At 72.0% G+C, this 22635-nt stretch carries 22 protein-coding genes; 6 read left to right on the top strand and 16 right to left on the bottom strand.

Going from position 1 to position 22635, the window contains the following annotated elements:
- Positions 1–176: 176 nt before the first annotated feature.
- The gene (locus tag ACFZCD_RS08255) at positions 177–524 is read right to left on the bottom strand and encodes a hypothetical protein (protein ID WP_391828959.1); all 348 of its coding nucleotides are present in this window, start codon (positions 522–524) and stop codon (positions 177–179) included.
- Between the two features lie 99 nt (positions 525–623).
- Here ACFZCD_RS08255 and ACFZCD_RS08250 point away from each other — a divergent pair, with 99 nt between their 5' ends.
- Positions 624–1706, top strand: a complete 1083-nt coding sequence (locus tag ACFZCD_RS08250; protein ID WP_391828958.1) for a DUF5937 family protein — start codon at positions 624–626, stop codon at positions 1704–1706.
- Positions 1707–1771: 65 nt separating this feature from the next.
- Here the strand turns inward: ACFZCD_RS08250 and ACFZCD_RS08245 are convergent, their stop codons facing one another.
- Complete coding sequence (locus ACFZCD_RS08245; RefSeq protein WP_391828957.1) at positions 1772–2371, bottom strand: short chain dehydrogenase; 600 nt, start codon at positions 2369–2371, stop codon at positions 1772–1774.
- Positions 2372–2509: 138 nt separating this feature from the next.
- On the opposite strand from ACFZCD_RS08245, the gene ACFZCD_RS08240 reads away from it, so the two are divergent.
- Positions 2510–3373, top strand: coding sequence for a LysR family transcriptional regulator (locus ACFZCD_RS08240; RefSeq protein WP_391828956.1), 864 nt, complete (start codon positions 2510–2512; stop codon positions 3371–3373).
- A 49-nt stretch (positions 3374–3422) separates the two neighbouring features.
- On the opposite strand, the gene ACFZCD_RS08235 is transcribed toward ACFZCD_RS08240, so the two are convergent.
- Together ACFZCD_RS08235 and ACFZCD_RS08230 are read right to left on the bottom strand one after the other, a co-directional pair.
- The gene (locus tag ACFZCD_RS08235; RefSeq protein ID WP_391828955.1) at positions 3423–4106 is read right to left on the bottom strand and encodes a response regulator; all 684 of its coding nucleotides are present in this window, start codon (positions 4104–4106) and stop codon (positions 3423–3425) included.
- Between the two features lie 118 nt (positions 4107–4224).
- On the bottom strand, positions 4225–5430 hold the full coding sequence (locus tag ACFZCD_RS08230; protein WP_391829028.1) for a sensor histidine kinase: 1206 nt from the start codon (positions 5428–5430) through the stop codon (positions 4225–4227).
- A 121-nt stretch (positions 5431–5551) separates the two neighbouring features.
- Between ACFZCD_RS08230 and ACFZCD_RS08225 the strand changes: the two genes are divergently transcribed.
- Positions 5552–6580 (top strand): SAM-dependent methyltransferase, encoded by a 1029-nt coding sequence (locus ACFZCD_RS08225; protein ID WP_391828954.1) that lies wholly within the window; start codon positions 5552–5554, stop codon positions 6578–6580.
- A 22-nt stretch (positions 6581–6602) separates the two neighbouring features.
- On the top strand, positions 6603–7745 hold the full coding sequence (locus tag ACFZCD_RS08220) for an NADH-quinone oxidoreductase subunit D (protein WP_391829027.1): 1143 nt from the start codon (positions 6603–6605) through the stop codon (positions 7743–7745).
- A 112-nt stretch (positions 7746–7857) separates the two neighbouring features.
- On the opposite strand, the gene ACFZCD_RS08215 is transcribed toward ACFZCD_RS08220, so the two are convergent.
- The 4 genes from ACFZCD_RS08215 to ACFZCD_RS08200 all read right to left on the bottom strand — a co-directional run bounded on the left by ACFZCD_RS08215 (position 7858) and on the right by ACFZCD_RS08200 (position 11529).
- Positions 7858–8868: a hypothetical protein gene (locus ACFZCD_RS08215; RefSeq protein ID WP_391828953.1), complete on the bottom strand. Its 1011-nt coding sequence runs from the start codon at positions 8866–8868 to the stop codon at positions 7858–7860.
- A 183-nt stretch (positions 8869–9051) separates the two neighbouring features.
- On the bottom strand, positions 9052–10038 hold the full coding sequence (locus tag ACFZCD_RS08210) for an ABC transporter substrate-binding protein (protein WP_391828952.1): 987 nt from the start codon (positions 10036–10038) through the stop codon (positions 9052–9054).
- 79 nt (positions 10039–10117) lie between these two features.
- Positions 10118–10801, bottom strand: a complete 684-nt coding sequence (locus tag ACFZCD_RS08205; protein WP_391828951.1) for an ABC transporter permease — start codon at positions 10799–10801, stop codon at positions 10118–10120.
- The gene (locus ACFZCD_RS08200) at positions 10801–11529 is read right to left on the bottom strand and encodes an ABC transporter permease (RefSeq protein WP_391828950.1); all 729 of its coding nucleotides are present in this window, start codon (positions 11527–11529) and stop codon (positions 10801–10803) included. The genes ACFZCD_RS08205 and ACFZCD_RS08200 overlap by 1 nt, the downstream gene beginning before the upstream one ends.
- A 136-nt stretch (positions 11530–11665) precedes the next feature.
- Here ACFZCD_RS08200 and ACFZCD_RS08195 point away from each other — a divergent pair, with 136 nt between their 5' ends.
- Complete coding sequence (locus tag ACFZCD_RS08195; protein ID WP_391828949.1) at positions 11666–12832, top strand: ABC transporter ATP-binding protein; 1167 nt, start codon at positions 11666–11668, stop codon at positions 12830–12832.
- Positions 12833–13027: 195 nt separating this feature from the next.
- On the opposite strand, the gene ACFZCD_RS08190 is transcribed toward ACFZCD_RS08195, so the two are convergent.
- The 6 genes from ACFZCD_RS08190 to ACFZCD_RS08165 form a co-directional block, all read right to left on the bottom strand.
- Positions 13028–13522, bottom strand: a complete 495-nt coding sequence (locus ACFZCD_RS08190) for a DUF3180 domain-containing protein (RefSeq protein ID WP_391828948.1) — start codon at positions 13520–13522, stop codon at positions 13028–13030.
- Between the two features lie 46 nt (positions 13523–13568).
- A complete protein-coding gene (gene folK / locus ACFZCD_RS08185; protein WP_391828947.1) occupies positions 13569–14162 on the bottom strand; it encodes a 2-amino-4-hydroxy-6-hydroxymethyldihydropteridine diphosphokinase in 594 nt (197 codons plus the stop codon).
- Positions 14159–14518 carry a dihydroneopterin aldolase gene (gene folB / locus ACFZCD_RS08180; RefSeq protein ID WP_391828946.1) on the bottom strand — a complete coding sequence of 120 codons (360 nt, stop codon included), beginning with the start codon at positions 14516–14518 and terminating at the stop codon, positions 14159–14161. The genes folK and folB overlap by 4 nt, the downstream gene beginning before the upstream one ends.
- Before the next feature lie 319 nt (positions 14519–14837).
- A complete protein-coding gene (locus ACFZCD_RS08175; RefSeq protein ID WP_391828945.1) occupies positions 14838–15326 on the bottom strand; it encodes a nuclear transport factor 2 family protein in 489 nt (162 codons plus the stop codon).
- Positions 15323–16285, bottom strand: a complete 963-nt coding sequence (folP, locus tag ACFZCD_RS08170) for a dihydropteroate synthase (protein ID WP_391828944.1) — start codon at positions 16283–16285, stop codon at positions 15323–15325. The genes ACFZCD_RS08175 and folP overlap by 4 nt, the downstream gene beginning before the upstream one ends.
- 132 nt (positions 16286–16417) lie before the next feature.
- Positions 16418–18271, bottom strand: a complete 1854-nt coding sequence (locus tag ACFZCD_RS08165) for a phosphatidylglycerol lysyltransferase domain-containing protein (protein WP_391828943.1) — start codon at positions 18269–18271, stop codon at positions 16418–16420.
- 169 nt (positions 18272–18440) lie between these two features.
- Between ACFZCD_RS08165 and ACFZCD_RS08160 the strand changes: the two genes are divergently transcribed.
- On the top strand, positions 18441–19550 hold the full coding sequence (locus tag ACFZCD_RS08160; RefSeq protein ID WP_391828942.1) for an alpha/beta hydrolase: 1110 nt from the start codon (positions 18441–18443) through the stop codon (positions 19548–19550).
- Between the two features lie 113 nt (positions 19551–19663).
- Here ACFZCD_RS08160 and folE read toward each other — a convergent pair whose 3' ends face one another.
- Together folE and ftsH are read right to left on the bottom strand one after the other, a co-directional pair.
- On the bottom strand, positions 19664–20269 hold the full coding sequence (folE, locus tag ACFZCD_RS08155; protein ID WP_391828941.1) for a GTP cyclohydrolase I FolE: 606 nt from the start codon (positions 20267–20269) through the stop codon (positions 19664–19666).
- 151 nt (positions 20270–20420) lie between these two features.
- Positions 20421–22415 carry an ATP-dependent zinc metalloprotease FtsH gene (gene ftsH, locus ACFZCD_RS08150; RefSeq protein WP_391829026.1) on the bottom strand — a complete coding sequence of 665 codons (1995 nt, stop codon included), beginning with the start codon at positions 22413–22415 and terminating at the stop codon, positions 20421–20423.
- Positions 22416–22635: the final 220 nt, after the last annotated feature.

The following is a 22635-nucleotide window of genomic DNA, read 5'->3' as shown; positions in this document are numbered from 1 at the left end:
GGGTACCGGACGATTCCACCGTCATGCTACGTGAGCCGGGAGGGGCAGTCCCCGGCCGTCCCCAGGCCTGTGGACGACGCGGGACTTGTGGATAACTCGACCGCGCGTTCGAGTGATCGGACGGCTGACGGCCGCCGGACGCGGCCGGTGGGACCTAACCTGCAGACCTCGGGCGATCAGCACTCGGCCGGGCGGCCGCAGGTGTCCGGGATGCGGGGGGTGCCGTCCTGTGCCGGGTGCGGGCAGGGGCTCTCCTGCGCCGGGTACGGGCGGACGGCGGCGGGGCGGGCGGCGGACGGACGAGCGGCGGGGCGGACGGGGGTGCGCGGCAGGAGGAAGCGGAGCAGCGCCGACCGGCGGGCGCGGCGGGCGGCGACCCGCTCGTCGACCACGGCCCGGAAGGCCAGCCAGGTGCGGAAGGAGCGGAAGGTCTCCACGTCCCCGGTGCCGGGAGCGGGCGGGGCCGGGTGGCCGAGCCGGGCGGAGCGGTAGAGGTCGAGCATGTGCTGCTGAGCTGCGTTCATGCCTTCCACGGTGCGCCGGTGGACGCCGCCCTGCCGCGTCAATTGACGAGGACCGTCAAGTGACGGCAGGTCCCTTCGGGAGGGAGGCAGGATGTGCACATGACCGTGGAGATCGACATCGCTGGGCTGCCGCCCGAGCGCATCGTTTTCGGCCCCTCGCCGCTTGCCGAGCTCGGCGCGATGCTGCACGTCCTGGCGGAGCCCGGCCACCACCCGGGCCTGCACGGCTGGGCCACGGCCACCGCCGCCGGACTGCGGCCCGACCTCGCCGACCGGCTCACCGAGGCCGACTTCCTGTGGCGCTCGGCGCGCTCCGACCTGCTCCTGCCGGCCGTCCCCCGGGCCACGCTCGCCGAAGACCTGGACGACCTCGACCGCATGGACGACGAGAAGTTCGTCTCCGCGGCGTTCGAGGTCACCTGCCGGTCCGCCCACGAAGGGCCGGTCCCCTCGCCCCTCGTCGACGCGGGGCAGCGGGCGCTGGTGCGCGAGCTGTCCGCCGCGCGCGGGCCGCGCCAGGCGCAGTTCACCGACCGGATGCTGGAGGACCCCGCCGCCCTGCGGGCGTGGCTGCGCCGGCTCCTGGAGGACTGCAACGAGGCGTTCTTCGCCGACAACTGGCAGCGGGTGCGGGTGCAGCTCGCCTCCGACGCCCGGCACAAGGCGGACCTGCTGCGGCGGCGCGGGCTCGCGGAGGCGATGGCCGCGGTCTCCACGGCCGTCTCCGTCGAGGAGGACGGCAGGCGGATCGTCTTCGACAAGCTGCAGAACGGGCGGGCGACGGTGGACCAGGACGGCATCGCGTTCGTCCCGACCGCCTTCGGGTGGCCGCACCTGATCGTGCTGCACCGGCCCGGCTGGCGGCCGATGGTCCAGTACCCGATCGCCGCGCCGGAGCTCCCCCGCGGGCCCGCCCTGCAGCTGGTCCAGCAGCGCATGGACGCCCTCGCGCACCCGGTCCGCATGCGCCTCTGCCGCACGCTGGCCCGCGGCCCGCACACCACGGGCGAGCTGGCGTCGGGCTCCGGCCTGACACCGCCGGAGGTGTCCCGGCACATAGCCGTGATGAAGAAGGCCGGCCTCCTCACCACCCGCCGCCGCGGCCGCTACGTCCTCCACCAGCTGGATTTGCCGGTGGTGGCCCGCCTGGGCAGTGACTTCCTGGAGACGGTCCTGAGATAGCGGTCCCGAGATGGCGGACGGCCCGCGCACCCGGGAACGGGCCCCGCGGTCCGCGGGCCAGGAGGTCAGCGGACCCCGTAGATCCGGCCCGTCTGCGCGCCCTCGATCGAGCGGACGTACGCCGTCGCCACCCGCGACGCCGGGACGGCCTCCATGCCCCGGAAGAACGGGCCGTACGAGGGGAGCGACTCCTCGACCACGGTCGGGCTCACCGCGTTGATCCGCTGCGGCGGAAGCTCGATCGCAGCGGCCCGTACGAACGCTTCCACCGCCCCGTTCGCCGCGGAAGCCGCCGCGCCCGCCACGATCGGCTCCTCCGTCAGCACCCCGCTGATCAGCGTGAACGACCCGGTGGCGGCCACGTGGCGGGCCCCCTGGCGGACCAGTTCCACCTGGCTGAGCGCCTTGCCCCGGAACGTCGCCGCGAAGTCGTCCGCCGTCAGCTCGCCCAGCGGCTTGAAGACCGCGGCGCCGGCCGCGACCGCCACCGCGTCCAGCCCCTCCACCTGCCCGTACAGCCGCCCGACCGCCTCGGGGTCGGTGACGTCGCAGAGCACGTCCCCGCCGCTGCGGCCCACGCCGATCACCTCGTGACCGCGCTCCACCAGCGCCTTCCGCACCACGCTGCCCAGCGTTCCGCCCGCGCCTACGAGAAGGATCCTCACCGCACACCATCCAAAAGGAGAGACGAACAAAAAGGGAGGGACGAACAAGAGAGAGCCGCATCCCCACCGAGAACGACGCTACGGATTCCTCCCCACCGTCCGGAAATGCCTTCTGCGCAGCAGCTATGCTCCCCACGCATGGATGTGGAACTGCGCCACCTCAAAGCCCTGGCCGCCATCGCCGACGAAGGCACCGTCACCGCCGCCGCGGCCCGGCTGCACGTCACGCAGCCCGCCCTCTCCCGTACGCTCGCGCAGCTAGAAGCCCGCGTCGGGGTGCGGCTGGTCGACCGTTCGTCCCGGCACCTGGACCTCACCCCGGCCGGGGAGACCCTGCTCGGGCACGGCCGGGCCATCCTGGCCCACCTGGACGCCGCGCTCGCGGACACCAGGGCCGTCTCCCGCCCCCTCCGCCTGGGCTACACCTGCGCGGTCCTGGGGCAGCAGACCGTCCCCCTGCTCCGCTCGTGGCGCCGCTCCCACCCGCAGGTGCCCCTCGAAGTGGTCCGCCAGGACAACCCCACCGCGGGCCTGGCCACGGGCGACGCCGACGTGGCCGTGCTCCGCATCCGCCCCCGCGACCCGCGCCTCCGCACCGAGACCCTCTACACCGAGGACCGCATCGCCGCCCTCCCCGACGACCACCCCCTCGCCGCCCGGCCCCGGGTGCGCCTCGCCGAGCTCACCGAGGCGCCCGGCCTGCCCCTCGCGTTGTGGCCGGAGGCGGGCACCGCCTCGCTGGACCTCTGGCCCCCGGCGCAGCGCCCCTCCCGCACCGTCGAGGTGCACAACGTGGACGCATGGCTGAACACCATCGCCACGGGCGACGCGTTCGGCCTCGCCGCGGAGGGCACCGGGCAGAGCCACGGCCACCCCGGGGTCCGCTTCGTCCCGGTCGAGGACGCCCCCGCCACGGCGGTCTACCTGGCCAGCCCCGCGCACGCCACGCACCCCCGCACGGAGGAGTTCCTGGCGGCGGTGCGCGAAGCGGTCAGCTCGTGAGACCCGCCGCCGGCGGAACCCGCCGCCGGCACGGCTACTGCTGCTACTGCTACTGCTGCTGCGCCGCCCCGCCGCCGGCCCGGACGAGCCCGCTCTCGTAGGCGAGCACGACGACCTGCACGCGGTCCCGCAGCCCCAGCTTGGTGAGGATGCGCCCCACGTGCGTCTTGACCGTGGCCTCGGACAGCACCAGCCGCGCCGCGATCTCCCCGTTGGACAGGCCCTGCGCCACCAGCAGCATGACCTCGCGCTCGCGCTCGGTCAGCCGCCCCAGCTCCGCGCCGGCCGGTTCGTGGCTCGTGCTCGGCAGCATCGGGGTGAAACGGTCCAGCAGCCGCCGCGTCGTGCTCGGCGCGACCACCGCGTCCCCGCTGTGCACGGCCCGGATGGCCCCCAGCAGCTCGGCCGGCGGCACGTCCTTGAGCATGAACCCGCTCGCGCCGACCTTCAGCGCCGAGAACGCGTACTCGTCGAGGTCGAACGTGGTCAGGATCAGCACCTTCGGCGGGTCCTCCTGCGCACAGATGCGGCGCGTCGCCTCCACCCCGTCCAGGCGCGGCATGCGGACGTCCATCAGGACGACGTCCACCTCCGTGCCGGCCAGCACCTCCAGGGCCTCCGCACCGTCCCCGGCCTCGGCGACGACCTCCATGTCGGGCTGGGCCGCCAGCACCATGCGGAAGCCGGTACGGAGCAGTACCTGGTCGTCTACGAGCATCACCCGGATGGACATGCGGAGGTCTCTTTCCTCAAGGGGACGGATGTGAAGGAACTCAAGGGACTCAAACGGCTCAAGCAGCTCGAACGGCTCAGGAAACTCAAGGGGCTCAGGAGGAGCGAGGCGCTCACCGTCAGCGGCCGCCCGGCTTCACCGGCAGCAGCACACTGATCCGGAAGCCGCCGCCCGGCCGCGGCCCCGCGTCCAGGGTGCCCCCGACCATGCCGACGCGCTCGCGCATGCCGATCAGGCCGTGGCCCTTGCCGTCCGCCCCGCCCGCCTCGTACAGCTCGTGCTGCGCGCCCCGGCCGTCGTCCTCCACCAGCAGGCCGAGCCCGTCGTCGAAGTAGGTGAGGCGGACGCTCGCGCCGGCTTCCGGGCCGCCGTGCTTACGGGTGTTGGTCAAGGCTTCCTGCACGATGCGGTACGCGGTCAGCTCCACGCCGCTCGGCAGCGGCCGCGGCGCGCCCTCGACCTCGTACTCCACGGGCAGGCCCGCGCCCCGGACCTGCTCGACCAGATCGCCGATCTGCTCGACGTCGGGCTGCGGCACGTACTCCCCGCCCTCGGCGCCGCCCTCCTCGGTGCGCAGGACGCCCAGCAGGCGGCGCATCTCGGCCAGCGCCTGGCGGCCCGTGCCGGAGATCGTCTCCAGGGCCTGCTTGGCCTGGTCGGGCGAGGAGTCGAGGACGTACGCGGCGCCGTCGGCCTGCACGACCATCACCGAGACGTTGTGCGCGACGACGTCGTGCAGCTCGCGGGCGATGCGCGCCCGCTCGGCGGTCACCGCCATCCGCGCCTGCTGCTCGCGGTCCTTCTCCAGCTGGGCGGCGCGCTCCTCCAGCTGGGCCCAGTAGGCGCGGCGGGTCCGCATGGAGTCGCCGAGCACCCAGGCGAGGAGGAAGGGGGCGGTCAGGAAGGCCAGCGAGAGGAGGGACTTGCCCGGCCCCTCCGGCTCCGCCGGCCAGCGCAGGATGAAGAGCACCGGCGCGGCCAGGCCGCCCACCAGGGCGACCCGCGACGCCCAGCGGACCGGGCCGGCCGCGACCGTGTAGACGATCGCGAGCATCGCGAGGTCCGCGGGCTGCCCCTGGACGTCGCCCGCGAGCTGCGCGATGCCGGAGGCGATCGCCAGGAAGAGCATCTGCACGGGGGCGCGCCGCCGCAGGGCGACCACCACGCTGAGGGTCACCGTCGTGACGAGGAGCACGGCCGTCTGCCGCGTCGAGGCCCCGTGTTCCTCGGTGGCGGCCAGCGCCGTGAACGCGAACAGCAGGAAGGCCCAGAAGCTGTCCACACCCGTCGGGTGCCTGCGGAGAAAGTCGTAGAGGCGGTGCACGTCACCCAGCGTAGGCATGCCGCGTACGTGCCGGGGTCAGCCCGGCGATCGATCCGGTAACGCTCCTTCTACTCCGCAAGGTGGAGGCGGTGTGCTCGCGACGGGCGCATAGCGTGTGCGTATGGCAAGCGGAACGAGAACATGGCGCGCTGCGGCCGAGGCCGCGCTCTACGGCCCGCGCGGCTTCTACCGGCGACCCGAAGGCCCCGCCGGGCACTTCCGTACCTCCGTCCACGCCTCGCCGCTGTACGCCGGCGCCGTCGCCGAACTGCTGTGCAGGGTCGACAAGGCGCTCGGACAGCCGGCGGAGCTCGCGTTCACGGACGTCGGCGCGGGGCGCGGCGAACTGCTCACCGGCGTCCTCGGGCAGCTGCCGCAGGACGTGGCCGCACGGCTGCGCCCGTACGCCGTCGAGCGCGCCGCCCGGCCGGCCGGGCTGGACGAACGCATCACCTGGGTGGGTGACGTCCCGGACGGCGTCGAGGGCCTGCTGTTCGCCAACGAATGGCTCGACAACGTGCCCGTTGACGTCGCCGAGACGGACGCTGAGGGCGTCGCGCGCCAAGTGCTCGTCCAGGAGGACGGCGAGGAGATGCTCGGGGACCCCGTCGCGGGCGAGGACGCCGCGTGGCTGGCCCGCTGGTGGCCCGTCGAGGGCGCGCCCCCGGGCACCCGCGCCGAGATCGGCCGGCCGCGCGACGCCGCCTGGGCGCGGGCCGTGGGCAGCCTGCGGGCGGGCCTCGCCGTGGCCGTCGACTACGCCCATGAGCGCGCCGGCCGTCCGCCGTTCGGCACGCTGACCGGCTTCCGGGAGGGCCGGGAGGTGCGCCCGGTGCCGGACGGCTCGTGCGACATCACCGCGCACGTCGCCATGGACGCGTGCGCGGGCCCGGGCAGCACGCTGCTGACCCAGCGCGAGGCGCTCCACGCCCTCGGTGTGGACGGCGGCCGCCCTCCGCTGTCGCTGGCCTCGGTCGATCCGGCCGCGTACGTGCGGGCGCTGGGGCGGGCGGGCGAGGCCGCCGAGCTCACCTCGCCGGCGGGGCTGGGGGCCTTCGGCTGGCTGGTGCAGCCCGTGGGCAGGGCCTGCCGCGGGCTGCTCCCGGACCCGGCGGGCAGTGCCCCGGACGGGTCCGGGGGAGAAGGCTGACAGACTTGTCCCCATGACCCCCATGACGGAGACGACAGTCGGCATCGGCGGTGCGGCGGAGAGCACCGACATGGTGCTCAACATCGGACCCCAGCACCCGTCCACGCACGGCGTGCTGCGCCTGCGGCTCGTCCTCGACGGCGAGCGGGTCCGGGAGGCCGAGCCGGTCGTCGGCTACATGCACCGCGGCGCGGAGAAGCTGTTCGAGGCCCGCGACTACCGGCAGATCATCGTGCTCGCCAACCGCCACGACTGGCTGTCGGCGTTCTCCAACGAGCTGGGCGTCGTCCTGGCCGTGGAGCGGATGCTCGGCATGGAGGTCCCCGAGCGCGCCGTGTGGACCCGTACGCTCCTCGCCGAGCTGAACCGGGTCCTCAACCACCTCATGTTCCTCGGCTCCTACCCCCTGGAGCTCGGCGGCATCACCCCCGTCTTCCACGCCTTCCACGAGCGCGAGGAGCTCCAGACGGTGATGGAGGAGGTCTCCGGCGGCCGGATGCACTACATGTTCAACCGCGTCGGCGGCCTCAAGGAGGACCTGCCGGCCGGCTGGCTCGGCCGCGCGCGGCACGCCGTGGCCCAGGTCCGCTCCCGGATGGACGTCTACGACCGGCTCGTCCTCGGCAACGAGATCTTCCGGGGGCGGACGCGCGGCGTCGGGGTCCTCGCGCGCGAGACGGTGCACGCGTACGGGGTGAGCGGTCCCATCGCCCGCGCGTCCGGCGTCGACTTCGACCTGCGGCGCGACGAGCCCTACCTCGCGTACGGGGAGCTGCAGGACACGCTGAAGGTCGTCACCCGCGAGGAGGGCGACTGCCTGGCCCGCTTCGAGTGCCTGCTGGAGCAGACGCACAACGCGCTGGAGCTGGCGGAGGCCTGCCTCGACCGGATCGCCGAGCTGCCGCCGGGGCCGATCAACCAGCGGCTGCCGAAGGTGCTGAAGGCCCCCGAGGGCGCGACGTACGCGTGGACGGAGAACCCGCTCGGCCTCAACGGCTACTACCTGGTCTCGAAGGGCGAGAAGACCCCGTACCGTCTGAAGCTGCGCTCCGCCTCCTTCAACAACATCCAGGCGCTGACGGAGCTGCTGCCGGGGACGCTGGTCGCCGACATGGTGGCGATCCTGGGGTCGCTGTTCTTCGTCGTCGGCGACATCGACAAGTAGAGAACAAGCAGGGAAGCGGGCCGGCGGGACCAGTGAGCCGGCCGCAGACGCGCGGAACCCCCGGTGAGTGCTCACCGGGGGTTTCGTTTCTGCGGGCCGGGCCCGGTGCCGTCTACGAGACGGCCGTCCGCAGCTCGGCCACGTCTATCTGCTCGGTCTCGTCGTGCGCGGTCAGGTCGATGACGTCGTCACCGGCCGCCTCGCCGTCCGTTTCGGCCTCGGCCTTGGCTTCGGCCTCCGCCTGGGCGAGCGCCTCCTCGCCGACGACGTCCGCGAGGTCCGTCTCCTCGACGGGCCGGGCGGCCGGGGCGGTGCGCTGGGTGCCGAAGAAGTCGAAGCCGCCGGTGGTGCGGGAGGCGGGGCGCTGGGCGGGAGCCGCCGGCACGGCGGGCTTGCCGGCCGCCTTGCCCTCGGTGGCCGGGCCGGAGGCAGCAGCAGGCGACGGGCCGACGGGAGCGACGGGCGACGGGCCGGCGGCGGGGCCCGGCTCGGAGGCGGCCGCGGCCGGCCGCCCGGCGGAGTCCCGGCGGGCCTCGGGCCGCGGCCGGGGCACGGCCTCGGACCCTGCCCGAGGCGCCGTCAAGGGCTTCTGGCGAGGTACGGGCACGGGCCCGGCAGCGGGCTTGAGAGCGGCGCCGGGAGCTTCCTCCGCCGCGCCGCCGGCCATGCTGCGCAGCGCCTCCGCGGCCTTGCGGTAGGCGGCCGGGTCGACGGCCGGGCCGGGCACCGTGAGCGGCGCGCCGGACTCCAGCTCGCGCGCGCCGCGGGTCCTGCCGCTCTGAGCGACGCGGCGGCCCTCCAGCGCGCTGGCCCGCTCGGTCTCGGCGGTGGCGTAGCGGCGCAGCAGGTCGGCGTGCTCGGTGCGGAGGCGGGCGAGCTCGGCACGCTTGGCGCGGAGCTTGGACTCCACCCGGGCCTTGGCCGCCCGGGTGTCCTCCAGATCCGTCTCCAGCTCGGCTATGCGCTCCTCGGTCTTCCACTCGTCCCGGGTGCGGGCGGCGGTGAGCTGGGCGACCCGCCTGCCGGCGGAGCGGTCCCAACGGCGCATCAGCACGGCGCCGACCACCGCGGCGGCGGCAGCCGCCGCGGCGAGACCCCGGATGACGACCGTTTCACCTACCACCCATGCACCGGCGGCGCAGGCGACCGATGTCGCGGCGACCGTCGATGGGGGAAGAAGCCTGTGCAGGGATGGCGAATGGCGGTGGCGTCCTCGTGGCATGGCCTGAAACTTACCGTGCGTCGCCTCGGGAGTGTGACTCCACCACGAAACTCTTCCCTTGATCTTACTTGTCCCCTACACCTCTCACTTCGTCAGCAGCCCCTTCTCCTTGAGGTACTGCGCGGCGACATCCGCGGGCTTGAGCCGCTGCGCATCCACCTTCTTGTTGAGTTCGGTGAGATCTTCCGTGGTCAACACCCGGGTGAGCTTCGCGAGAGCGTCCGCGACCTTCTGCGAACCGGCCTTCTGTGCATTCACCACGGGCAGCACGTTGTCGGAGTTCTGGAGCTTCTTGTCGTCCTTGAGCAGGACCAGCCCGAACTGTTCGAGAGTGGCGTCCGTGGTGGTGGTCAGGAGCATCTGGGCCTTGCCGTCCTTGACCGCCTGCTTGGCCTGGACGCTGCCCACCTCCAGCGGTGCGATGCCCGTGACGCGGATGCCGTACGTCTTCTCCAGGCCGGGCTGGCAGAAGGGCCGCTGCGGGCATTCGTCACCGGCCGCGAGCTTGACCTCCTGCCCCGACTTTCCAAGATCGGAAAGCGTCTTGAGCTGGTGTTTCTCCGCGAACTCCGAGGTCACCGCGAAGGCGTTCTGATCGACCGCGCGGCCCGCGTCGAGCACCTTGAGGCCGCGCGGCTCCGCGAGTTTCCGCAGGGCCTTCACCGTGGCATCGGCGTCGGCGGACGCGACGGCGGGAGCGTCCTTGCCGTTCTGCTTCTTGTTCAGGAATTCGGCGAGCGTCGCCGCATACTCCGGGACGACGTCGATCCGGCCCTTCTCCAGCTCCGGTTCATAGAGCTCGCGGGCCTCGGTCGTCTTGATGGTGGGGGAATATCCGGCGTCCTTCAGCAGGCCCGCGTATATCTCGGCGAGGACCTTGGACTCGGTGAACCCGGCCGAGCCGATGACCAGGGAGTTCTCCCCCGGCCCGGCCGAACCGCCGGCTCCGCCGGAACCCGACTTCTCCAGGCTGTCGCCGCCGCAGGCGGCGAGGCCCGCCGTCAGGACCGCGACGGCGGCCGCCGCCTGCAGGACACGGGGGGTCCGCGCCCGGCGCGGGGTACTGCTCATGGGAAACATCGGAGATTCTGCCCTTCGGTTCCGGCGCCCGGCTCTCCGGCCGCCCTCGCTTCGCTGACCGGCGCCGCACCTACCCCGGCACCGCTCCCGTACGCCGCCGCACGGGGTCGAGCAGGCGCTCCGCCGCCATCAGCACGCCCTCGACGAGCAGCGCGAGCCCCGCCACCAGGACGGCGCCGGCCACCACTTGGGCGGTGTCGGTGAGCCGGAAGCCCGCCGTGATGATGCGGCCCAGGCCGCCGCCACCGGGCAGCGCGGCGAGCGTGGTCGTGGCGACGACCTGCACGGCGGCGGTCCGGACGCCCGTCACGATCAGCGGGAACGCCAGCGGCAGCTCGACGCGCGCCATGAGCTGACGGCCCGTCATTCCCATGCCGCGGGCCGCCTCCACCACATCGCGGTCCACCTCGCGCATGCCCACGTAGGCGTTGGTCAGCAGCGGGGGTATCGCGAACAGCACCAGCGCGATGACGGTGGGCCAGGAGCCGTGCGTGCCCAGCGGGCTGAGCAGCAACAGCACCAGCACCGCGAACGTGGGCACGGCCCGGCCGGCGTTGGAGATGTTGACCGCGAGGGCGCCGCCCTTGCCCACGTGGCCCAGCAGCACGCCCACCGGCAGGGCGATGGCGCACGACAGGGCCAGGCACACCACGGTCAGGAAGAGGTGCTCACCGAGCCGGTGCCACACGCCGTCCGTGCCCGACCAGTGCGCACCGGTGGACAGCCAGGTCCACGTGCGCTCCATGACGCCCATCAGAGTGCCCCCTCGGCCGCCGGCCGGCCCGCCGTCTTCACGGCCTTGCGGCCCGCCGTCCTGCCCGCCCGCGTCCACGGCGTCAGCAGCCGCTGGACGAGCAGCAGGAGGAGGTCGGCCGCGACGGCCAGCGCCACGCACAGCACGGACGCGGTGAGCACCTGCGCCTTGAAGTAGCTGTGCATGCCGTCGTACACGAGATTGCCCAGGCCGCCGTAGTGGAGGATCGCGCCGACCGTCGTGAGCGAGATCGTGGACACCGTGGTGATCCGCAGTCCTGCCATCAGGGCCGGGAGTGCCAGGGGCAGTTCCACGCCGAAGAGCAGCCGCAGCGGGCCGTAGCCCATGCCGCGCGCGGCCTCTCTGGTCTCCTCCGGCACCGCCGCGAGCCCCGCCAGGATGTTCCGCACGAGGATCGTCAGCGAATAGAGCACCAGGCCCGTGACCACCACCGCCACCGACAGCCCGAAGAACGGCACCAGCAGCGAGAACATCGCCAGCGACGGCACCGTGTAGAGCACGGTGGTCAGGCCGAGGACCGGGCCCGCCGCGGCGCGCCACCTGCGGGCCAGCAGGGCGAGCGGGAAGGCCACGAGCAGCCCGATGGCGACCGACGCGAGCGTGATGCCGATGTGCTGGAGCGTGGCGTCCGCCAACTCCTGGCCCCGGGTGCGCAGATATTCGCCGCAGATCCAGTCATTGCTGATCAGACAGGACTGCTCCGCCATGCGCTCCCACCTCCCCCTGGCCGTGAACCCACGGTTTTCCGGTCACCAGCGACCCTAACCCGGGGCACTGACATTCGAGCCGGCCGCCACACAACGGCAACAATGTCCGCAGCGAGTACGGCCAGAATGGGGAACCATGATCCGCTTCGAGCACGTCACCAAGAGCTACGCCGACGGCACGACCGCCGTGGACGACCTGTCCTTCGAAGTGGCGGAGGGCGAGCTCGTCACGCTCGTGGGGCCCTCGGGCTGCGGCAAGACGACCACGATGAAGATGGTCAACCGGCTCATCGAGCCCACGGCGGGGCGGATCCTCCTCGACGGCGAGGACATCTCCGGCGTCGACCCCGTCGAACTGCGGCGCCGCATCGGCTACGTCATCCAGCAGGTCGGCCTCTTCCCGCACAAGACGGTGCTGGAGAACACCGCCACCGTCCCCCACCTGCTGGGCTGGCAGCGCAAGAAGGCCCGGGAGCGCGCCGCCGAACTGCTCGACCTCGTCGGGCTCGACCCCGCCGTCCACGGCTCCCGCTACCCGCACCAGCTCTCCGGCGGCCAGCGGCAGCGGGTGGGCGTCGCCCGCGCCCTCGCGGCCGACCCGCCCGTGCTGCTCATGGACGAGCCGTTCGGCGCGGTCGACCCGGTGGTGCGGGAGCGGCTCCAGAGCGAGTTCCTGCGGCTGCAGTCGCAGGTGCGCAAGACGGTGCTGTTCGTCACGCACGACATCGAGGAGGCCGTGCGGCTCGGCGACCGCATCGCCGTCTACGGGCAGGGCCGCATCGAGCAGTTCGACGCCCCGGCCACGGTGCTGGGGGCGCCCGCCACGCCGTACGTCGCCGACTTCGTCGGGGCCGACCGGGGGCTCAAGCGGCTGTCCGTCACCCCCATCGAGGAGGGTGACCTCGAACAGCCGCCGGTGGTCCGGCTGGACGACACGGCCGCCGCGGCGGCGGCCGCGCTCGCCGCGGACGGGGCCCGCTGGGCCGTGGTCCTGGGCGACGCCGGCCGGCTGCACGGCTGGGTCTCCGCGGACGCGCTCGCCGACGGCACCGGGACGGTCCGGGACCGGGCCCGCCGCATGGACGCGTGGCTCCCCGTCGGCGCCTCCCTCAAGCAGGCCTTCAGCACGATGCTGCAGCACGACGCGGGCTGGATCGCGGTCCTGGACGGCGACGCGGCGGACCGTTTCGTCGGGGTCCTGACACCGGCGCGGCTGCATGAGGCGCTGCGGCGCTCGATCGACGCCGATGCGCGGGGCGCTGCGCGCGGCGAGGTGGAGCTGGAAAGCATCCCGGGGGCGTAGCCCCTGCGGGGCGGGCCCGTTCCTTCCGTCGCGACGGCGCGCAATCACGTGCTTGGTGCCCGGCGGTGCCGATCCTGCCTGAGGCGCGTACGGCACCGCCGGTCAGGTCCATGGGGGCTGAGCGCCGCTGCGGCGGATTTATGGGTGCGGGCACCCATAACCCGCGGCCCCGGCCGGAGGCCGTGCCGCACTGGGTCAGCCGCGGACCGCGCCTGGGCCCCCGGGGCTGTCCTCGTCGTCTTCCGGGAGTTTGCAGACGCGCTCCAGGAAGAAGGCCGCGGCGATCACCGCGATGCCCGCGACGACCGACGCGCCCGCGTAGATCACCTGGTCGCGGCGGACCGCGACGTCCAGGCCGTCGAGGCCGAGAAAGACGCCGACGCCGCCGTACATGCCGGCCACGAGGGCCGCGACGAGCGCGCTGGCCTGGCCGAAGACGACCGCGCGGGCGGCGACCAGCGGGTCGACGCCCTTCGCGCCGGGGCGCCGCTCGCGCTGCGCGCGCAACCGGGCGCGGAGCGAGAGCGCCGTGGCGGCGAGGACGACGGCGATGACCGCGAGCACGATGGGCGCGGCCACCGGCACCCGCGGAAGCGTGCCGACCGCGTCCCACAGCCGGGCGCCCGCCCAGGAGAGCACGCCGGCCACGGCGAACAGCCCGGCCAGCACCCCGATCCGCAGTTGCCTCACCGAGCCGTCGCTCCTCATCTCGATCGCGTTCTCAGAAATCCAACGACTACTCGGGCAGCCGGAGTTCCAGGTCCACCCGCGGCTGCACGCCGGCCAGCCCGACGGTCGCGAGCAGCTCGACGACCGCGCCCCGGCCCGGGACGACGGCCTCCGGGTCCACATCGTGCCAGGGAGCGAGGACGAAGGCGCGCTCATGGGCGCGCGGGTGCGGCAGGGTCAGGACGGGGTCGGCGGAGACGACGTCCTGGTAGGCGACGATGTCGACATCGAGGGTGCGCGGGCCCCAGCGCTCGTCCCGCACGCGCTCGAAGGCCTCCTCGATGGCGTGGCCGCGCTCAAGCAGGGAGTCCGGCGGGAGGGTGGTCTTCACGAGCACGACGGCATTGAAATACGAGGGCTGGGTGCCGGGCTCGACGCCCCACGGCTCCGTCTCGTAGACCGGGGAGACGGCCTTGACCCGCAGACCGGGCGTGTCCTCCAGGGCGTCGATGGCGCCCTGGAGGGTCTCCAGGCGGTTGCCGAGGTTGCTGCCCAGGGAGATCACGGCTCGTTTGGGGTTGCTCAGGGTCACGTCCGCCGCGTCCACCTGCTCCACCACGGAGGCGGGCACCGGCTGCACGGTCGGGTCGCTGCTGCTCATACTCGGCTCCGCGTAATAGTGATCGTCACATCGTCAAAGGGCACGGTGATGGGGGCGTCCGGCTTGTGGACGGTCACCTCCACTTCGTGCACCGCGTCGTGCTTGAGGCAGTTCCGGGCGATCCGCTCGGCAAGGGTCTCGATCAAGTCGACGGGCTCGCCCTGGACGATGTCGACCACTTCCTCCGCGACGACGCCGTAGTGCACGGTCTTCGTGAGGTCGTCGGAGGCGGCCGCGGGCCGGGTGTCCAGGCTCAGGACGAGGTCCACGATGAAGGTCTGACCCTCCTCGCGCTCCCGGGGGAACACGCCGTGGTGCCCACGGGCCTTCAGGCCGCGCAGCGCGACACGATCCACACGAATCACTCCTGCTGGTCGTCGGACGGGGCACTCCGGATGCCGGTCCCCACGTCGAATCTACCTGCGAGCACCGACAGCGCTCGCACAGAAAGGCCAGAGGTTCCTGCACATATTTACGGATGCTTCCGGATGTTTCAGGGACATTCGGACGGATGCCACGCCCGGCCGGGTGCGGCTCGCGCCGCGCATACCCGGCGGCCCGTCCCCCACCCCTACCCGCCCGCCCAGCAGCCCGAACGAGTGGCGAACGGTCCACTGCGCTGACGCTCCGCCGCCGCCCGGGACCCGCGGCGCCCCGCGAGCGACGCGAGATACGTCACGCCCCCGTCATCCCGTCCGCCCCGTTCGTCCCCTCCCCCTCGTCCTCCTCGTCGTCGCGCCCGGCGAGCACCGGCGAGCCGTGGTGCGACCACACCTTCCACTCCTCGCCGACGCGCCGGAAGGCGTTCGTCGCCACGACCAGCTGGCCCACCAGGGGCCCCAGCTCGCCCTCCTCCTCGGCCGGGCCGCCGCTGAGGATGTTCTCCGTGCAGGTGACGAGGGCGGTGTCACCGGCGACCGACACCTCGACGTCGGTCAGGAAGAACTGGATGTAGTCCGTACTCGCCATGATCAGCGCATACGAGCGGAGCACCTCGCTCCGCCCGCGCAGCACCGGCCACCCCGGATGGACGCACGACACCTCGGCGTCGGGATCGTCCAGCCACAGCCGGCCCATCGCGGCCGTGTCGCCGCGCTCCACCGCCTCGTACAGCGCGGTGTTCGCCAGCTCGACCCGCTCGCTGTCCGTACGGGCGGTGCTCACATGCCCCCCTCGGCGCCTGACGCGCCCGCCGCCCGTGCCGCCTCCGCGGCCTCCGTGGCCTCTGCCGCCTCCGCGACCGCCGCAAGCTCCTCGGCTTCGGCGGCCTCCTGCACCGCCCGCACCACGCGCACCGCATCCGCGCTGGCCCGCACCTCGTGCACCCGGACCGCCCACGCCCCCTCGCGCGCCGCGAGCGCCGAGACGGCGGCCGTCGCGGCGTCCCGCTCCCGGGCCGGCGGCGGCTCGCAACCGGGGCCGGCGAGCACCCGGCCGAGGAAGCGCTTGCGGGAGGCGGCCACCAGCATCGGCAGCTCCAGCTCCCGGCGCAGCCGCGCCATGCCGGCGACGAGGGCCAGGTCGTGCCCGGCGTCCTTGGCGAAGCCCAGGCCGGGGTCGATGACGAGCCGCTCCGGGTCGATGCCGCCCTCGATCACGGCGTCCAGCCGCTGCCGCAGCTCGGCGAGCACCTCGCCCACCACGTCCCCGTAGACCGCCCGGCTGTTCATGTCGGCGCTGAAGCCGCGCCAGTGCATCACCACGAAGGGCACCCGGGCCGTGGCCACGACGGGCACCATCGCCGGGTCCGCCAGGCCGCCGCTCACGTCGTTGACCAGCGCCGCCCCGGCCTCCACGGCCGCCTCGGCGACCGAGGCCCGCATCGTGTCCACCGACACGACGGCGCCCTCGGCGACCAGCTCGCGGACCACCGGGACCACCCGGCGCAGTTCCTCGCCCTCGTCCACCCGCGAGGCGCCGGGGCGGGTGGACTCGCCGCCGACGTCGACCAGGTCGGCACCGCCCGCGATCAGGTCCAGCCCGCGCTTGACCGCGAGTTCGGAGTCGAACCAGCGCCCGCCGTCGGAGAACGAGTCCGGCGTGACGTTCACGACGCCCATCACCGCACAGCGGTTCCACTCCGGCAGACCGACGGGCCCCTGACGACCGCGCAAGGTACTCATGGGACCAGCCTAGGGCGTGCCGCAAAGAGGAGTGCCCCCGACCGGAAGCCGGTCGGGGGCACTGCCGCACATACGTCCCGCGGTGTCGCCACGGCGCGCTCGGTTCGCGCTCGGTCAGCGCTCACCTCGCGCTCAGGCCGCGCGCGTGACCTCCGTGGCCGAGACCTTGTCGTCGGCGTCGTCCAGGACGTCCTTCGGCGGGGCCGGGCGGCGGCGCAGCAGGCGCGGCAGCTCCAGGAAGCCCTCCGCCTGCATCATCGCGAAGCCGATCCGGGGCAGGTCGCGGCTGTTCGGGAAGACCACGAAGCGGGGCTCCCAGCGCGGCCGGAACTTCTCGTTGAACTTGTACAGCGACTCGATCTGGAACCAGCGCGAGAGGAAGACCAGCACCGAGCGCTGGATGCGCACGACCGGGCCGGCGCCCAGCTTGCCGCCGCGCTCCAGGGCGGAGCGGAAGAACGCGAAGTTCAGCGACAGGCGCTTGATCTTGAGCTCGGGCGCGGCCTGCAGGAAGGCGACGATCAGGAGCTCGTTCATGCCCGGGTCCGCGCTGCGGTCGCGGCGCATGAGCTCCAGCGAGCTGCCGTCCGGGCCCCACGGCACGTAGTGCTGCATGGCGCGCAGGTCGCCGAACGGGCAGTCCTCGCCCTCCTCCGGGTCCTTGTGGGCGGTGGCGATGATGGCGTCCAGGTCCTTCGGGTCGCCGATCCGGCCCAGGGCCATGGAGAAGCCGCGCTCGTCCTCGGTGTCCCGCCAGGCGTTGGCGGCCTTCTGGACGGCCTCCAGCTCCTCCGGGGTCAGGTCGCCGACGCGGCGCACCTTGGTGCTGTAGCCGTTGCGCTCGATGCGCTTGACCATCTGGCGGACGTTGCGCATGGAGCGGCCGGTCAGGGAGAAGTCCGCCACCTCCACGATGGCCTCGTCACCCATCTCCAGGGCGTCGAGCCCGGTCTCGCGGGTCCACACCTCGCCACCGGTCTCGCTGCAGCCGGCGACGGCGGGGGTCCAGGAGTGGCGCTTGGCCAGCGCCATGAACTGCTCGATCGCGCCGGGCCAGGCCTCGACGTCGCCGATCGGGTCACCGCTGGCGAGCATGACGCCGGAGACGACGCGGTAGGAGACGGCCGCCTTGCCGGAGGGCGAGAAGACGACGCTCTTGTCGCGGCGCAGCGCGAAGTGGCCCAGCGAGTCGCGGGCGCCGTGCTTGGCGAGCAGCTCGCGCAGCTTGTCCTCGTCCTCCTCGGTGAGGACGGCGGCCGGGTAGGCGGGCATGAAGGCCAGGTAGGCCGTGGTGGCGACGGTCAGCAGGCCGAGGGCGCCCAGGGAGTAGCCGACGGTGTAGTCGACGTGCTCGGTGTAGCGGATCGAGCCCTCGAAGCCGAAGAGGCCCCAGATCACGTGCTCGATCTGCTCGATGACCGGCGGGTCGCCGATCATCTGGTCCGGGTGCGAGCCGACGATCACCCAGCCGAGGCCGAAGCTGAACGCGCCCATGAGCACGAAGTTGGCCGCGACCTTCCAGCGGCTGCGCGGGTCCGGCAGCGCGTAGAAGGAGCTCTTGTGCCACACGAGGTAGATGAAGAGCAGCAGCGAGAGGATCGCGCCGATGTAGGAGTGCCGGTAGAGCAGCTGTGCGGCGGCGCCGATGGGCAGCAGCACCACGGCGGCGAGCCAGGCGCGCTGCTTGGCCCGCTTGAGGCCGTGGGCCAGCATCAGCAGCAGGACGCCGACGATGATCGAACCGGCGGCGGCGAGCTGCGTCACCGAGCCGGGCAGGACCTCGGCGAGGCTGTGGACCTTGCTCCAGCGGAACCGCGGAACGACACCGGCAAGGATGTCCACCAGGCCGATGAGAGCGGCGACCGTTCCCACGACGGCAGGCACGCTCTCGGGCTTGGGCCCTCTGACGATACGCGCAAGCCTCGACAGTCGCTTGGTCCCCTCGGGAACCCCATCGGACTTTTTGCCATCTACCCTGACAGACATCTCTTCCCGTCGTCCTGTCGAGTGGACCTGCGCCTTCGGCGGCAGCGCCCGGACAATGTGCGCCCTGTAGGACGACGGTTTCGGGGTTGAGGTTCCGCGGGGGGCCGAGCCCGGAAAGACGTAACCATTCCGCGACTCGGCGCCGGGTCGCCTCGGCAGAAAGCACCTCATGGGTCTCACCAGCATGGCAGTACTGCTGCTTGCCATCGCGGCTGCGGTAGTGCTCTTCGCGTTGACCATTTGGCTCTGGCCCCGCCTGGGCAAACGGAGCGTGGGCTCCATACTCGGCAGGGTGGGCATGATGCTGGCCACGCAGCTCACCCTGTTCGCAGCGATCGGTCTCTGGGCCAACCAGTCCTTCGGCTTCTACGGCTCCTGGGCCGACCTCTTCGGTCAGGTCAAGGAGGAGGGCGTGGTCGTCGACCACAGCGCCAGCGGCAAGCGGGTGCAGGTCGTGAGCACCCAGGCCGTCAAGGTGCCGCGCGGCAACGTTCCGCGCGTCGGCGGGAAGATCGAGAAGATCCAGGTCGCCGGCGTCGCGTCGAAGATCAACGGGCCGGCCTACGTCTACCTGCCGCCCGAGTACTTCCAGCCGGAGTACGCGAACCGCAAGTTTCCCGCCTCCGTCGTCCTGACCGGCTACCCGGGCACCGCCGAGGCGCTCATCAAAGGGCTCGACTACCCGGTCCGCGCGCACAAGCTGAGCAAGAGCAAGAAGATGCAGCCCACCATCCTGGTGATGATGCGGCCCTCCATCGTCGGCCAGCGCGACACCGAGTGCATGGACATACCGAACGGTCCGCAGGCCGAGACCTTCTTCACCAAGGACCTGCGCGCCGCCGTCGCCCAGCACTACCGCGTCGGCGACAAGGCCGCGAACTGGGGCATGATCGGCGACTCCACCGGCGGCTACTGCGCGCTGAAGATCGCCATGCGCCACCCGGACGCGTACGGCGCCGCGGCCGCGCTCTCGGGCTACTACAAGGCCCCGCAGGACCCGACGACCGGTTCGCTCTTCGGCGGCAGCAAGCAGCTGGAGAACGAGAACGACCTGCTGTGGCGGCTGAAGAACAAGGACATGCCGCCCGTCTCGCTGCTGGTGACCACCAGCAAGCAGGGCGAGCACAACTACAAGGACACGCTGAAGTTCATCCAGAGCGTCAAGGCTCCCGCCCGCGTCTCGTCGATCATCCTGGACACGGGTGGTCACAACTTCAACACGTGGCGTCGTGAGCTGAACCCGACGCTGAAGTGGATGGGCAGCCGCCTGTCCGCGTAGCGGATCCCCGGACAACACCCCGCCGCCGTGGCTGATCGCCACTGCGGCGGGCATTTTTATGCGGCGGTGCGGGCCGGTTCATGCAGCGGTGCGGGCCGGGCGAGGCGATCCGGCTAGCGAGCCATGATCAGGCTCATCGCTTCCGCCCGCGTCGCGGGATCCCGCAGCTGGCCGCGGACCGCCGAGGTCAGCGTCTTCGCGCCGGGCTTGCGGATCCCCCGCATCGACATGCACATGTGCTCGCACTCGATGACGACGACCACGCCCCGCGGCTCCAGGATCTCCATCAGCGAGTCCGCGATCTGCGTGGTCAGCCGCTCCTGGACCTGCGGCCGGCGGGCGAAGACGTCCACCAGGCGGGCCAGCTTCGACAGGCCGGTGATCTTCCCGCTGGTCGACGGGATGTAGCCGACGTGGGCCACGCCGTGGAAGGGCACCAGGTGGTGCTCACACGTGCTGTAGACCTCGATGTCGCGGACGAGCACCATCTCGTCGTGGCCGAGGTCGAACGTCGTGGTCAGCACGTCCTCCGGCTCCTGCCAGAGACCGGCGAATATCTCCTTGTACGCACGCGCCACCCGTGCCGGCGTCTCCCTCAGGCCCTCCCGGTCCGGGTCCTCGCCCACGGCGAGCAGCAGCTCCCGCACCGCGTTCTCGGCGCGCTTCTCATCGAATGCGCCGACGCCCCGGTCGGCGTCCAGGGTCACCGGGTCGGTCATGGAGTGCCTCGTTCTCTCGTACGTGTGTACCAACCGGCACTGCCCGGATAAACCGGATGCCGCGTCCCCCAGGCTAAAACCTGGGTGACGCGGCATCCATTCCGGGCCCTGTGGTGCGGGGCCCGCGGGCCTCAGGGGCGAAGGGCCCCGATCAGCTCTCCGGCCGGGTGTCGTCCGGCAGGTCGGCCTGCTCGACAGCCTGGCCGCCGTTGCTCGGCGCGAGCTCCTTGGGGGAGAGCACCGGCGGGCGGGTGGAGGGGGTGCGGCGCGAGGAGCCGGTCCACGCCGGGCGGGCGGGGCGCCGGACCACGTGCTTGAAGATCTCGGCGATCTCCTCCTTGTTCAGCGTCTCCTTCTCCAGGAGGGCCAGAACCAGGTTGTCGAGGATGTCGCGGTTCTCGACGAGGATCTCCCACGCTTCGTTGTGCGCGGTCTCGATGAGCTTCTTGACCTCCTCGTCGACCAGGGCGGCGACCTCTTCGGAGTAGTCGCGCTGGTGCGACATCTCGCGGCCCAGGAACGGCTCGGAGTTGTCGGAGCCGAACTTGATCGCGCCGAGACGCTCGGTCATGCCGTACTGCGTGACCATGGCGCGGGCCGTGGCCGTGGCCTTCTCGATGTCGTTGGCGGCACCGGTGGTCGGGTCGTGGAAGACGAGCTCCTCCGCCGCGCGCCCGCCCAGCATGTACGCCAGCTGGTCGAGCATTTCGTTGCGGGTGGTGGAGTACTTGTCCTCGTCGGGCAGGACCATGGTGTAGCCGAGGGCGCGGCCGCGGGACAGGATCGTGATCTTGTGCACCGGGTCGGAGTTCGGAGAAGCCGCCGCGACCAGGGCGTGACCGCCCTCGTGGTACGCGGTGATCTTCTTCTCCTTGTCGCTCATGATCCGGGTCCGCTTCTGCGGGCCGGCCACGACACGGTCGATCGCCTCGTCCAGCATGTGGTTGTCGATCAGCTTCCGGTCGCTGCGGGCCGTCAGCAGGGCGGCCTCGTTCAGCACGTTGGAGAGATCGGCACCGGTGAAGCCGGGGGTGCGGCGGGCGACGGCCGACAGGTCGACGTCCGGAGCGACCGGCTTGCCCTTCTGGTGGACCTTGAGGATCTCCAGACGGCCCTGCATGTCCGGGCGGTCGACGGCGATCTGCCGGTCGAAACGGCCGGGGCGCAGCAGCGCCGGGTCGAGGATGTCGGGCCGGTTCGTGGCGGCGATCAGGATGACGCCGCCCTTCACGTCGAAGCCGTCCATCTCGACGAGGAGCTGGTTCAGGGTCTGCTCGCGCTCGTCGTGACCGCCGCCGAGGCCGGCGCCGCGGTGGCGGCCGACCGCGTCGATCTCGTCGACGAAGACGATGGCCGGGGCGTTGGCCTTGGCCTGCTCGAAGAGGTCACGGACGCGCGAGGCGCCGACACCCACGAACATCTCGACGAAGTCGGAGCCGGAGATCGAGTAGAACGGCACGCCCGCCTCGCCGGCGACGGCGCGCGCGAGCAGCGTCTTGCCCGTACCGGGCGGGCCGTAGAGCAGCACACCCTTGGGGATCTTGGCGCCGACGGCCTGGAACTTCGCCGGCTCCTGCAGGAACTCCTTGATCTCGTGGAGCTCCTCGACCGCCTCGTCGGCGCCGGCGACGTCGGAGAACGTCGTCTTGGGGGTGTCCTTGGTGATCAGCTTGGCCTTGGACTTCCCGAAGTTCATGACCCGGGAGCCGCCGCCCTGCATCTGGTTCATCAGGAACAGGAAGACCACGACGATGAGGACGAACGGCAGCAACGACAGCAGAACGCCGATGAACGGGTTCTGCTTGGACGTCGAGACGTTGTACCCCTCCGGGATCATGTTCTTCTCGGCGTTGGCCTGCAGGGACTTGGCGATGTCAACGCCCTGCTCGCCGATGTAGTTCGCCTGGATCTTGCTGGAGCCCTTGACCTTCTGGCCGTCCTTGAGCTCGACCTTGATCTTGTTCTCGTCGCCGGTCGTCAGCTCGGCCGATTTCACCAGGTCCTTGTTGATCGCATTGACGACCTGGCTGGTGTCCACCGACTTGTAGCCGCCGCCGGAGCCGACGACCTGCATCAACACGACCACGGCGAGGACGGCCAGCACGATCCACATGACCGGCCCACGGAAGTAGCGCTTCACGTCCATCCATACGGGGCGCAAGCGCCCCGTCCCTCCTGCCACAGTGAGGCACGGCCAGCCCCTGGACGGGGTGCCTGTGCGTACGGTGTCCTGCTCGACCTTGAAAGCTTGACTTGAAAGCCTGAAAAAGACTGACCTTCGGACGGTACCCCAGCATTGTCTCCCGACGCCGCTGCAGACGGTCAACCAACCCGCCTTACCCTGCTCCAACGGCGGGAACCGTCAT

It is taken from the genome of Streptomyces sp. NPDC008001, assembly GCF_042958085.1.
Classification (GTDB): Bacteria; Actinomycetota; Actinomycetes; order Streptomycetales; family Streptomycetaceae; genus Streptomyces.
This window is presented reverse-complemented; position numbering and strand designations above follow the sequence as displayed.